This window comes from Streptomyces sp. NPDC087263 (assembly GCF_044744645.1).
In the GTDB taxonomy this organism is placed as follows: domain Bacteria; phylum Actinomycetota; class Actinomycetes; order Streptomycetales; family Streptomycetaceae; genus Streptomyces.
Genome location: NZ_JBIUYT010000007.1, coordinates 442,101 through 454,830 on the forward strand (window position 1 = coordinate 442,101; position 12,730 = coordinate 454,830).

General features: G+C 68.8%; 10 protein-coding genes. 9 read left to right on the plus strand and 1 reads right to left on the minus strand.

What is annotated here, in order from left to right:
* Positions 1-356 precede the first annotated feature (356 nt).
* The 9 genes from ACIPC1_RS24620 (at position 357) to pssA (ending at position 11,259) form a co-directional block, all read left to right on the plus strand.
* Positions 357-2,165, plus strand: a complete 1,809-nt coding sequence (locus ACIPC1_RS24620; RefSeq protein ID WP_402520365.1) for a 3-hydroxyacyl-CoA dehydrogenase family protein — start codon at positions 357-359, stop codon at positions 2,163-2,165.
* Positions 2,166-2,301: 136 nt separating this feature from the next.
* Positions 2,302-3,117 carry a TetR family transcriptional regulator gene (locus ACIPC1_RS24625; protein WP_402520367.1) on the plus strand — a complete coding sequence of 272 codons (816 nt, stop codon included), beginning with the start codon at positions 2,302-2,304 and terminating at the stop codon, positions 3,115-3,117.
* A gap of 398 nt (positions 3,118-3,515) precedes the next feature.
* On the plus strand, positions 3,516-4,853 hold the full coding sequence (gene ccrA / locus ACIPC1_RS24630; RefSeq protein WP_402520369.1) for a crotonyl-CoA carboxylase/reductase: 1,338 nt from the start codon (positions 3,516-3,518) through the stop codon (positions 4,851-4,853).
* A gap of 10 nt (positions 4,854-4,863) precedes the next feature.
* Positions 4,864-6,891 (plus strand): protein meaA, encoded by a 2,028-nt coding sequence (locus ACIPC1_RS24635; RefSeq protein ID WP_402520371.1) that lies wholly within the window; start codon positions 4,864-4,866, stop codon positions 6,889-6,891.
* The gene (locus tag ACIPC1_RS24640) at positions 6,888-7,859 is read left to right on the plus strand and encodes an HpcH/HpaI aldolase/citrate lyase family protein (protein ID WP_402520373.1); all 972 of its coding nucleotides are present in this window, start codon (positions 6,888-6,890) and stop codon (positions 7,857-7,859) included. The genes ACIPC1_RS24635 and ACIPC1_RS24640 overlap by 4 nt, the downstream gene beginning before the upstream one ends.
* Positions 7,860-7,864: 5 nt before the next feature.
* Entirely contained in the window at positions 7,865-8,377 is a 513-nt protein-coding gene (locus ACIPC1_RS24645; RefSeq protein ID WP_402520375.1) for a MaoC family dehydratase, read from the plus strand.
* A gap of 2 nt (positions 8,378-8,379) precedes the next feature.
* The gene (locus ACIPC1_RS24650) at positions 8,380-9,585 is read left to right on the plus strand and encodes an acyl-CoA dehydrogenase family protein (protein WP_402520377.1); all 1,206 of its coding nucleotides are present in this window, start codon (positions 8,380-8,382) and stop codon (positions 9,583-9,585) included.
* A 173-nt stretch (positions 9,586-9,758) separates the two neighbouring features.
* Positions 9,759-10,415, plus strand: a complete 657-nt coding sequence (locus tag ACIPC1_RS24655; protein ID WP_402520379.1) for a phosphatidylserine decarboxylase — start codon at positions 9,759-9,761, stop codon at positions 10,413-10,415.
* A 28-nt stretch (positions 10,416-10,443) separates the two neighbouring features.
* On the plus strand, positions 10,444-11,259 hold the full coding sequence (gene pssA, locus ACIPC1_RS24660; RefSeq protein WP_402520595.1) for a CDP-diacylglycerol--serine O-phosphatidyltransferase: 816 nt from the start codon (positions 10,444-10,446) through the stop codon (positions 11,257-11,259).
* A 331-nt stretch (positions 11,260-11,590) separates the two neighbouring features.
* Here the strand turns inward: pssA and ACIPC1_RS24665 are convergent, their stop codons facing one another.
* Positions 11,591-12,709: a glycerate kinase gene (locus tag ACIPC1_RS24665; protein WP_402520597.1), complete on the minus strand. Its 1,119-nt coding sequence runs from the start codon at positions 12,707-12,709 to the stop codon at positions 11,591-11,593.
* Between the last annotated feature and the right edge of the window lie 21 nt (positions 12,710-12,730).

The following is a 12,730-nucleotide window of genomic DNA, read 5'->3' on the forward strand; positions in this document are numbered from 1 at the left end:
GGAGCCTAGGCAAACCTCTGAGGTGCGGGGACGTACATCACAAACTCGGGGGCTGGCGCGCTCGTTACTGGCGGGTTAAGCTCAGACGAGCGAGTTACCCACTCGCGTTTTGCTCACGGTGGCCTGGTGACGCAGCCGCCGTGAAGGCAGTCGGTTCGGTACTTCAGTGCGACATGGCTCCGGGACAGAGCCGGTCGGCTTCACCGCTCGCTGGGCTCATGTGCTTCGCCCAGGGACGGCACCGGGCGTGTGCGCTCGTCAGCCCGGCATCACCCGCACCAACTCCCGCACCGTGTGCGCCTGTCGGCGTCCCCGCGTGCGGTCCTCAGTCGTCACCCTCTCCCTGGAGTCCCGCGATGGCCACTCCCCTTTCCGACACCTCTCCGTCCCCGCTGAAGACCGTCGCCGTCATCGGCCTCGGCACGATGGGCACCGGCATCGCCGAAGTCCTGGCCCGCGCCGGCCGCGACGTCATCGGCATCGACATCAGCGAGGCCGCCGCCGCCCAGGCGGTCACGGCGCTCGAAGCCTCCACCGCCCGCGCCGTGCGTCGCGAGCGGCTCACCGAGCAGGAGCGCGACGAGGTCCTGTCCCGCTTCCGCACGTTCAGCGACCTGGCCGCCGCGGCCGACGCCGACCTGGTCATCGAGGTGACTCCGGAGTCGTACGACATTAAGCAGCAGGTCATCCGCGCACTGGACGGCATCGTGCGTCCTGGGACGATCCTGGCCACCGGCACGAACGCGCTGTCCGTGACCCGCCTCGCCGCCGACTCGGCCCACCCCGAGCGCGTCCTTGGCCTGCACTTCTTCAACCCGGCGCCCGCGATGAAGCTCGTCGAGGTCGTCTCCTCGGTGCTGACCGCGCCGGCGGCCGTCGCCGCGGTCACCGACCTGGCCATCGAGCTCGGCAAGGAACCCGTCGCGGTCGGCGACCGCCCCGGGTTCGTCGCGGACGGACTGCTGTTCGGCTATCTCAACCAGGCCGCCGCGATGTACGAGGCCAAGTACGCCTCCCGCGAGGACATCGACGCCGCGATGAAGCTCGGCTGCGGGCTGCCGATGGGCCCACTGGCACTGCTCGACCTGATCGGCGTCGACACCGCTCGGACGGTCCTGGAGGCCATGTACGCCGAGTCGCACGACCGGCTGCACGCGCCCGCGCCCCTCCTCAAGCAGCTCAGCGAGGCGGGCCTGACCGGCCGGAAGTCGGGGCGCGGCTTCTACTCGTACGAGGCTCCCGGCAGCGCGGTCGTCGTGCGGGACGCGCTGACTCCCCTCGAAGGCGTCGCCCTCGCCCCCGGCCGCACCGTCCGCTCGGTCGGTGTCGCGGGCTCCGGCACCATGGCGTCCGGCATCGCCGAGGTCTTCGCGAAGGCCGGGTACGAGGTCGTCCTCGCCGCCCGCAGCGAGGAGAAGGCACAGGCCGCCAAGGCCCGTATCGGCACGTCGCTTTCGCGCTCCGTCGACAAGGGGCGGCTGACGGCCGAGGCGGCGGTTCAGACGCTGGACCGGATCACCCCGGCGGGCTCGTACGACGCCTTCGAGGACGTCGATCTGGCGCTGGAGGCGGTCGCCGAGGACCTGGAGATCAAGCGGCAGCTGTTCGCGACGTTCGACAAGGTCTGCAAGCCCGGCGCGATCCTCGCCACCACCACGTCCTCGCTGCCCGTCGTCGCCTGCGCCCGCGCCACCTCGCGCCCGGCGGACGTCATCGGCATGCACTTCTTCAACCCGGCCCCGGCGATGAAGCTCGTCGAGGTCGTGCGGACGGTGCTGACCGCGGACGACGTGCACGCCACCGTGCGCGAGGTCTGCGCGAAGATCCGCAAGCATCCGGTGGACTGCGGGGACCGGGCCGGATTCATCGTGAACGCGCTGCTGTTCCCGTACCTGAACAACGCGATCAAGATGGTCCAGGAGCACTACGCGACGCTCGACGACATCGACGCCGCGATGAAGCTCGGCGGCGGATATCCCATGGGCCCCTTCGAGCTCCTGGACGTGGTCGGGCTCGATGTCTCGCTGGCCATCGAGAAGGTCCTGCACCTCGAGTTCCGCGACCCGGGGCTCGCCCCGGCGCCGCTCCTGGAGCATCTGGTGGCCGCCGGCTGCCTCGGCCGCAAGACGGGCCGCGGCTTCCGCGAGTATGCCGCCCGGCGCTGAGCGAGCGGGCGACTGGTTCGAAGGCGGCGCCCGCTGGGGCGGCCTGTTCGGCCCGACCGGAAACCCCCCGCCCACGGAGGGCGGGGGGATCCCCGGACATGCGCACTCTCCTGCACCGATGCAGTACGTTCGGGGCATGTCCCAGCCCGCCAAGTCCTCACGTACACCTGCCACGTCCGACGCGCCGGAGAGTGCCGCGGGCAGTCGCGCGGCGGCCCAGCGGCTCAAGATGCGTCGCGAGCTGGCGGCCGCGGCCATGGAGCTGTTCGCGACCAAGGGATACGAGGCGACCACCGTCGACGAGATCGCGGCTCAGGCCGGGGTCGCGCGTCGCACGTTCTTCCGCCACTTCCGTTCCAAGGAAGAGGCGATCTTTCCCGACCACGACGACACCCTGATCCGGGCCGAGGCCGTGCTGAACGCGGCTCCCGCGCACGAGCACCCACTCGACACGGTGTGCCGCGGCATCAAGGAAGTCATGAAGATGTACGCGGCCCAGCCCGAGATCTCCGTCTCGCGCTACAAGCTCACCCGCGAGGTGCCGACGCTGCGCGAGGCCGAGATCGCGTCCGTGGCCCGCTACGAGCGACTGTTCACCCGCTATCTGCTGGGCCACTTCGACGAGCACGCGCACGACGACGACGCCAACGACGACCCGCTGCTCGCGGAGGTCGCCGCGTCCGCGGTCGTCACGGCACACAACCATGTGCTGCGGCGCTGGCTCCGGGCGGGGGCGCAGGGCGATGTCGAGTCCCAGCTCGACCACGCCTTCTCGATCGTGCGGAAGACCTTCGGGACCGGGATCGGCGCGGGGCGCGAGCTCGCGCCCCAGGTGGCCTCGACGTCCGCCTTCACGGAGGGGGACGTCCTGGTGACCGTCGCCCGGGTCGATGCCCCGCTGGACCAGGTCATGCGGACCATCGAGCAGGCTCTCCGGGAGCGGTCGAAGTAAGGCACTCACCGATTCGCCGGACGCGTCCGATTTGGACTCGTCCGGCGTTTTTGTTCCCTCACCAGACTCCCACCTGATCGATCATCGCTCACGTGTTACGTAAAGATTTCACCTGAGCGCAATTCATGGCACTCCGTGCCTTGTCAGGTGACACGGCGTGCCATACCTTGAAGGAGTCCGGGCGGCCGGCGTGCAGAGACCTTTCGTACGTCGGCTGTCCCCGCAAGCCAATGGCGAGCGCGCCCGGACGCCTGCGTCACAGGCAACCTCCTGCGCCCACCCGGCGCTGCCACAGCACCACCTCCGCCGAACCGACGGCACACCCCTCACACCCAGCAGCAGCACCGACGTAACCCTCAGCGTCTTCCCTCGAGACGCCAGTCGCCGGAGGCAACACCGTGAAGGAAATCCTGGACGCGATTCAGTCGCAGACGGCCACGTCCGCCGACTTCGCCGCTCTGCCGCTCCCTGATTCGTACCGCGCGATCACCGTGCACAAGGACGAGACGGAGATGTTCGCCGGGCTCGAAACCCGCGACAAGGACCCACGCAAGTCGATCCACCTGGACGATGTGCCGGTGCCCGAACTCGGCCCGGGCGAGGCCCTGGTGGCCGTGATGGCCTCCTCCGTCAACTACAACTCGGTGTGGACCTCGATCTTCGAACCGATGGCGACCTTCGGGTTCCTGGAGCGCTACGGCAGGCTCAGCGAGCTCACCAAGCGGCACGACCTGCCGTACCACATCATCGGCTCCGACCTCGCGGGCGTCGTGCTGCGCACCGGCCCCGGCGTGAACGCCTGGCGGCCCGGCGACGAGGTCGTCGCGCACTGTCTGTCCGTCGAGCTGGAATCGTCGGACGGCCACAACGACACGATGCTCGACCCCGAGCAGCGCATCTGGGGCTTCGAGACCAACTTCGGCGGTCTCGCCGAGATCGCGCTCGTCAAGTCCAACCAGCTGATGCCGAAGCCGGACCACCTCAGCTGGGAGGAGGCCGCCGCCCCGGGCCTGGTGAACTCGACCGCGTACCGCCAGCTGGTCTCCCGCAACGGCGCCGGCATGAAACAGGGCGACAACGTCCTGATCTGGGGCGCGAGCGGCGGACTCGGCTCGTACGCCACACAGTTCGCGCTCGCCGGCGGCGCCAACCCCATCTGTGTCGTGAGCAGCCCCCAGAAGGCGGACATCTGCCGGGCGATGGGCGCCGAGGCGATCATCGACCGCAACGCCGAGGACTACCGCTTCTGGAAGGACGAGCACCACCAGGACCCCAAGGAGTGGAAGCGCTTCGGCAAGCGGATCCGCGAGCTGACCGGCGGCGAGGACGTGGACATCGTCTTCGAGCACCCGGGCCGCGAGACCTTCGGCGCGAGCGTCTACGTCACCCGCAAGGGCGGCACCATCGTCACCTGCGCCTCGACGTCGGGGTACAACCACGAGTACGACAACCGCTACCTGTGGATGTCCCTGAAGAAGATCGTCGGCTCGCACTTCGCCAACTACCGCGAGGCCTGGGAGGCCAACCGGCTCGTCGCCAAGGGCAAGATCCACCCGACGCTCTCCCGGGTGTACTCCCTGGAGGACACCGGCCAGGCCGCCTACGACGTGCACCGCAACCTCCATCAGGGCAAGGTCGGAGTCCTGGCGCTCGCACCCCGCGAGGGCCTGGGCGTCCGCGACGAGGACAAGCGCGCCCAGCACATCGACGCCATCAACCGCTTCCGGAACGTCTGAGGTCACGTAGATGACTGAGCGCCAGAAGGACCGGCCGTGGCTCATGCGGACGTACGCCGGTCACTCCACCGCCGAGGCGTCCAACGAGCTGTACCGGCGCAACCTCGCCAAGGGTCAGACGGGCCTCTCCGTGGCCTTCGACCTGCCGACGCAGACCGGCTACGACCCCGATCACATCCTCGCCCGCGGCGAGGTCGGGCGGGTCGGCGTACCGGTCTCGCACGTCGGTGACATGCGCCGGCTGTTCCAGGACATCCCGCTGGAGCAGATGAACACCTCGATGACCATCAACGCCACCGCCATGTGGCTGCTGGCGCTCTACCAGGTCGTCGCCGAGGAGCAGGGCGCGGACATCACCCAGCTCCAGGGGACGACGCAGAACGACATCGTGAAGGAGTACCTGTCGCGGGGGACGCACGTCTTCCCGCCGGTGCCCTCGCTGCGGCTGACGACGGACATGATCACCTACACGGTGAACCACATCCCAAAGTGGAACCCGATCAACATCTGCAGCTACCACCTCCAGGAGGCGGGAGCCACCCCGGTCCAGGAGATCGCGTACGCGATGTCCACCGCGATCGCCGTACTGGACGCGGTGTTCGCGTCCGGGCAGATCGCCGAGGAGCGCAAGGGCGATGTCGTCGCGCGTATCTCCTTCTTCGTGAACGCGGGCGTCCGCTTCATCGAGGAGATGTGCAAGATGCGGGCGTTCGGGCGGATCTGGGACAAGATCACGCGCGAGCGGTACGGCATCGAGGACGCCAGGCAGCGGCGCTTCCGGTACGGCGTCCAGGTCAACTCCCTCGGCCTGACCGAGGCGCAGCCGGAGAACAACGTCCAGCGGATCGTGCTTGAGATGCTGGCGGTGACGCTGTCGAAGGACGCACGCGCGCGCGCCGTACAACTGCCCGCCTGGAACGAGGCCTTGGGCCTGCCCCGGCCCTGGGACCAGCAGTGGTCGCTGCGCATGCAGCAGGTGCTGGCCTACGAGAGCGACCTGCTGGAGTACGCGGACATCTTCGAGGGCTCGCACGTCATCGAGGCCAAGGTGGCTTCGCTGGTGGAGGAGTCGCTCGCCGAGATGGACCGTATCGAGAAGATGGGCGGCGCGATGGCCGCCGTCGAGTCGGGCTATCTGAAGTCGCAGCTCGTCTCCTCGCACGCCGAGCGCCGGGCCCGTATCGAGGGCGGCACCGACAAGATCGTCGGCGTCAACATCTTCGAGACGACCGAACCGAACCCGCTCACGGCCGACCTGGACGCGGCGATCCAGACGGTCGACCCGGCGGTCGAGGCCCGGGTGGTCGCCGCCCTCCAGAACTGGCGTGACACCCGCTATCAGCCGCCGTTCAACCACCCGCGGCCGTGCAAGGCGCTGGAGCGGCTGAAGACCGCCGCCAAGGGCACCGACAACCTCATGGAAGCCACCCTGGAGTGCGCCCGCGCCGGTGTCACGACCGGTGAGTGGTCCGGCGCCCTGCGCGAGGTGTTCGGCGAGTTCCGTGCCCCCACCGGGGTCTCGTCCGCGCCCGTCGCGGTCACCGCCGAGGAGGGCACCGCGATGGCGCTGGTGCGCCGCAAGGTCACGGTGACCGCCCGCGACCTCGGGGTCGGCAAGCTCCGCTTCCTGGTGGGCAAGCCCGGCCTGGACGGGCACTCCAACGGCGCCGAGCAGATCGCCGTACGGGCCCGCGACGCCGGGTTCGAGGTGGTCTACCAGGGCATCCGGCTCACCCCCGAGGAGATCGTGGCCGCGGCCGTCGCCGAGGACGTGCACGGCGTCGGTCTGTCGATCCTGTCCGGCTCGCACGCCCAGCTGGTGCCCGACGTACTGGAGCGGCTGCGTGCGGCCGGTGCGGGCGACATCCCGGTGATCGCCGGCGGGATCATCCCGAACGCCGACGCCCAACTGCTGCGGGCCGCGGGAGTGGCCGCGGTCTTCACCCCGAAGGACTTCGACATCACCGGAATCATCGGCCGTATCGTCGACGAGATCCGCAAAGCGAACAAGCTCGACCCCCTGGAGGTCCCCGCATGACCAGCCCCGCCCCCGTGAACCGGCTCCGCCCGCGACGCTCCTGCCTCGCGGTGCCGGGAAGCAACCCCCGCTTCCTGGAGAAGGCCCAGGGCCTCCCCGCGGACCAGGTCTTCCTGGACCTGGAGGACGCGTGCGCGCCGCTCGCCAAGCCCGAGGCGCGGCACACCATCGTCAAGTTCCTCAACGAGGGCGACTGGACCGGCAAGACGAGGGTCGTGCGCGTCAACGACTGGACGACCGAGTGGACGTACCGCGATGTCGTCACGGTCGTCGAGGGTGCGGGGCCCAACCTCGACTGCATCATGCTGCCGAAGGTCCAGGACGCCCAGCAGGTCGTCGCGCTCGACCTGCTGCTGACGCAGATCGAGAAGACGATGGGCTTCGAGGTCGGGCGGATCGGTATCGAGGCGCAGATCGAGAACGCCAAGGGTCTGGTCAACGTGAACGAGATCGCGGCCGCCTCGCCGCGCACCGAGACGATCATCTTCGGCCCGGCCGACTTCATGGCGTCGATCAACATGAAGACCCTGGTCGTGGGCGAACAGCCGCCCGGCTACGGCGCGGACGCCTACCACTACATCCTGATGAAGATCCTGATGGCGGCCCGTACCTACGACCTCCAGGCGATCGACGGCCCGTATCTGCTGATCCGCAATGTGGACGGCTACCGCGAGGTCGCGCAGCGCGCCGCCGCCCTCGGCTTCGACGGCAAGTGGGTGCTGCACCCGGGCCAGGTCGAGGCGTCGAACGAGATCTTCTCGCCCTCCCAGGAGGACTTCGACCACGCCGAACTGATCCTGGACGCCTACGAGTACTGCACGTCCGAGGCGGGCGGCAAGAAGGGCTCCGCGATGCTCGGCGACGAGATGATCGACGAGGCCAGCCGCAAGATGGCGCTCGTCATCTCGGGCAAGGGCCGGGCAGCCGGTATGCAGCGCACGTCCAAGTTCGAAGCCCCGGAGGCCTGAGCGCCATGCAGTTCGGACGCACCTACGAGGAGTTCGAGGTCGGCGCGGTCTACAAGCACTGGCCCGGAAAGACGGTCACGGAGTACGACGACCACCTCTTCTGTCTGCTGACCATGAACCACCACCCGCTCCACATGGACAGCAACTACGCGGAGAACACGACAGACTTCGGGAAGAACGTCGTCGTCGGGAACTACATCTACTCGCTCCTGCTCGGCATGTCGGTGCCGGACGTGTCCGGCAAGGCGATCGCCAACCTGGAGGTCGAGTCGCTGAAGCACGTGGCGCCGACCTTCCACGGCGACACGATCTACGGCGAGACGACGGTCCTGGACAAGACGCCCTCGAAGTCGAAGAACGACCGCGGAATCGTCCACGTCGAGACCAAGGGCTACAAGCAGGACGGCACGCTGGTCTGTGTGTTCCGCCGCAAGGTGATGGTCCCCACCGAGACGTACATCAAGGAGCGCGGCGGCGAGCAGCCCGGCCGCCCCCGGCTCAAGGAGCAGGAGAAGTAGCCATGGCGCGACTCGCCCAGACCGCCGGTCTCACCGACATCCAGCAGGAAATCCTCTCCACCGTCCGGGACTTCGTGGACAAGGAGATCATCCCGGTCGCGACCGAGCTGGAGCACCGCGACGAGTACCCGCAGCAGATCGTCGACGGCCTCAAGGAGTTGGGCCTCTTCGGGCTGATGATCCCCGAGGAGTACGGCGGTCTGGGCGAGTCCCTCCTGACGTACGCGCTGTGCGTCGAGGAGATCGCCCGCGGCTGGATGTCGGTGTCCGGCATCATCAACACCCACTTCATCGTGGCCTACATGCTCAAGCAGCACGGCACGCAGGAGCAGAAGGACCACTTCCTGCCGCGCATGGCGCTCGGCGAGGTGCGCGGCGCGTTCTCCATGTCCGAGCCGGCGCTTGGCTCGGACGTGTCGGCGATCACGTCGAAAGCGGTCAAGGACGGCGACGAGTACGTCCTGAACGGTCAGAAGATGTGGCTGACGAACGGCGGCACGTCGAACCTGGTGGCCGTCCTCGTGAAGAGTGACGAAGGACACCCCGAGGGCACTCCGGCCCACAAGTCGATGACGACCTTCCTGGTCGAGAAGGAGCCCGGCTTCGGAGAGGTCCGCCCCGGCCTCACCATCCCCGGGAAGATCGACAAGATGGGTTACAAGGGTGTCGACACCACCGAGCTCATCATGGACGGACTGCGCATTCCGGCCAATCGCGTGCTCGGCGGGACCACCGGCCGAGGGTTTTACCAAATGATGGACGGCGTCGAGGTGGGGCGCGTCAATGTGGCAGCACGTGGCTGTGGCGTCGCACAACGTGCGTTCGAGCTGGGTGTCTCCTATGCACAGCAGCGTCACACTTTCGGCAAGCCGATCGCCCAGCACCAGGCGATCCAGTTCAAGCTGGCCGAGATGGCTACCAAGGTCGAGGCCGCCCATGCGATGATGGTGAACGCAGCACGCAAAAAGGACTCGGGCGAACGAAACGACCTCGAAGCAGGGATGGCGAAGTACCTCGCCTCCGAGTACTGCAAGGAAGTAGTCGAGGACGCCTTCCGGATCCACGGCGGTTACGGCTTCTCCAAGGAGTACGAGATCGAGCGCCTCTACCGCGAGGCACCGATGCTGCTGATCGGTGAAGGTACCGCCGAGATCCAGAAAATGATCATCGGGCGCAGGCTGCTCGAAGAGTACCGAGTGCAGGGATAGATGTCCCGGTTAGGGGTGTTTCCTTCGAGAAGAACATCACACCCCGTCAGCACTCTTCAGCCGCCGACTCGGCTTCCTGGCTTGCTCAGTTGTGGCCCGCGACCGGTACGATCCCGGGAAAGCCGCCGTCCCCCGTTTTCAGAGCGCGGCATCATCCGCTACGAAGGTCATCCATGCCCCACAGCCAAACCTCTGCACCTCGCGACAGCCTGGCAGGCGTACGCCTCGCGCGCGGAGCATCGCCGTGGCTTCTCCCGACCGTCGCCACCGCAGCACTCAGCCTGGTACGCGCGCGCCGTTCCGGCGCCGCCAAGGCCGTGGCCGTGCCCGCCACCGCGCTCGCGGCGGGCATGCTGTGGTTCTTCCGGGACCCCGAGCGCGAGATCACCCAGGGCCGGGTCATCTCGCCCGCCGACGGTGTGGTGCAGAGCATCATGCCCTGGAAGGACGGACGCACCCGCGTCGCGATCTTCATGAGCCCGCTGAACGTCCACGTCAACCGCGCGCCCCTCTCCGGCACGGTGACGTCGGTCGAGCACATCCCCGGTGGGTTCGTTCCGGCGTTCAACAAGGAGAGCGAGAACAACGAGCGCGTCGTCTGGCACTTCGACACCGAGCTCGGTGACATCGAGATGATCCAGATCGCCGGCGCGGTCGCCCGCCGTATCGTTCCCTACGTCCCTCAGGGTACGAAGGTCGAGCAGGGCGAGCGGATCGGTCTGATCCGGTTCGGCTCGCGCGTCGACATCTACCTCCCCGAGGGTGTCGAGGTGGACGTGGAGGTCGGTCAGAAGACCGTGGCTGGGGTGACTCGAATTGACCGTGATTGATCCCGAGACGCAGGCCCGCAGCGGCTGGGTGCCGGAGGCCGACGAGGCGGACGACGAGGAGATGCCCCTCTCCCTCCGCCTCTCGATAGCGGACACCCTCACCCTGGGCAACGCGACCTGCGGCTTCATGGCGGTGTACTTCACCACCACCGGCATCCTGATCCCGCACCTCACGGGCAGCCAGGAGACCGGCATGGCGCGGCACAGTGCCGCCACTGCCGTCATCCTCATGCTGTGCGCGGCGGTCTTCGACCTCTTCGACGGCCTGGTGGCCCGCAAGCTGCGCTCCTCCCCCATGGGCGCGGAGCTGGACAACCTGTCCGACCTGATCAGCTTCGGACTCGCTCCGGCGTACTTCGTGCTGGTCTACGGCATGGTCGCGGACGACGCGCACCAGCGGGTGGCGGCGGTGGGGGCCATCGTGGTCCTCCTCGCGGTCGTCCTGAGACTCGCGCGCTTCTCCTGCGTCACGGTCAAGGACGGCACGTTCCAGGGCATGCCGTCGCCCTTCGGGGCGCTCACCGTGGTCTCCATCGTCCTCCTGGAGCTGCCGTTCGTCGCCACGCTCATGGCGATCCTCGGCACCGCCTGGCTGATGGTGAGCCGGGTCGAGTACCCGAAGCCGCGGGGGCCCCTCGCGGGGGCGATGCTCTCCTGGATCGTGGTCTCCATGGGTCTGCTCGCCGCCTGGGCCTTCGACGCCCCCGGAGGTCAGCTGCTGCTCCAGACCGGCTGTGCGCTGCAGCTGGTGACCGGCGCGGTGATCCCGCTCTTCGCCACGGCCCGCCGGGTGAACAACTTCCGCGACAACCGGCGCGAGGCACGCGCGGCTCAGCTGCCGTAGTTCGCGCTTGTACGTACTTGTACGTGACCGAGGGCCCCGAACCAGCTGGTTCGGGGCCCTCGGCGTGGATGATGTTGGGGTTGGATGCGGTGTTTTTCGCCCCCTCCGCCCCTACCCGTCCCTTGTTCCCGGGGCTCCGCCCCAGACCCCGCTCCTCAAACGCCGGAGGGGCTGAATCTCTCCCGGCCGGGGAAAGAGACTTTCAGCCCGTCCGGCGTTTGAGGACGAGCGCGTTCGGCGCGATGCGGGGGTCTGGGGGCGGCAGCCCCAGGAACAAGGGATGGGCAGGGGCGGAGAGGGCGAACAAACCCACCCCCAACCCCCACCCCCCTCAGTTCAAGAAGTCCCGCCCGATGTTCTCCGCGACCTTCTCCAGGATCGGCCCCGCGTCCTCGATGCACTTGCCGATGTCGGGCTCCACCTCGGTGAGGGGGTACGCGCGGCGGATACCGGCCTTGCCGAGGGCTTCCGGACGAAGGCCCAGACGGCCGCAGACCGCGACGACCTCCTTGCCCGCGGCACGCGCGGCGGCGGCCACCCCGGCAGGAGCCTTGCCGTGGAGGGTCTGCTCGTCGAGGGACCCCTCCCCGGTGATCACCAGCGTGGCCCGCTCCAGCGCGGCCGCGAAGCCCAGGACGTCGAGCATGACCTCGATACCGGGGCGGAAGCGGGCGCCGAGCACGAGGGCGCCGTACCCGATACCGCCCGCGGCCCCCGCACCGGGCGCCACCGCGTACTCGGCGGCCTTGGAGCCGATGGCCTTCTCCAGGACGGCGGCGAAGTGGGCGAGGGCCGCGTCAAGGGTGGCCACGTCGTCGGGGTTCGCGCCCTTCTGCGGGCCGTACACGGCGGGCGCGCCCTTGGGACCCGTGAGCGGGTTGTCCACGTCGGAGGCGAGCACGAAGTCGACCGAGGAGAGCCGGGTGTCGAGGCCGGACAGGTCCGCGGTCGCGACCTCGCTCAGCGCGCCACCGCCGGGAGCTACGGGCTCACCCTCCGCGTCCAGGAACCGCGCACCGAGCGCCGACAGCATCCCCGCGCCCCCATCGGTCGTGGCGCTGCCGCCCACGCCGAACACGAGGGACCGCGCCCCGGCGTCCAGCGCGGCCCGCAGCAGCTCCCCCGATCCGTACGTCGAGGACGTGAGTGGCGCGAAGACCCCGGCGGGCAGCCGCTGCAGCCCGCTGGCCTCCGCCATCTCCACGACCGCCGTGTCGCCGCGCAGTGCGTACGCCGCCGTGATCTCGTCGCCGAGCGGCCCGGCGACCCGTACCTCACGCCGTTCGAATCCGGCCGCGACGGCCGCGTCGACGGTCCCGTCGCCTCCGTCGGCCACCGGCAGCGACTCGACCTCGACCTGCGGCGCGACACGGCGCAGCCCGGCCGTCACCCGCTCGGCGACCTGCACGGCCGTCAGCGATCCCTTGAACTTGTCCGCGGCGATCAGCACACGTGCCGCCTGCCGAGTCCG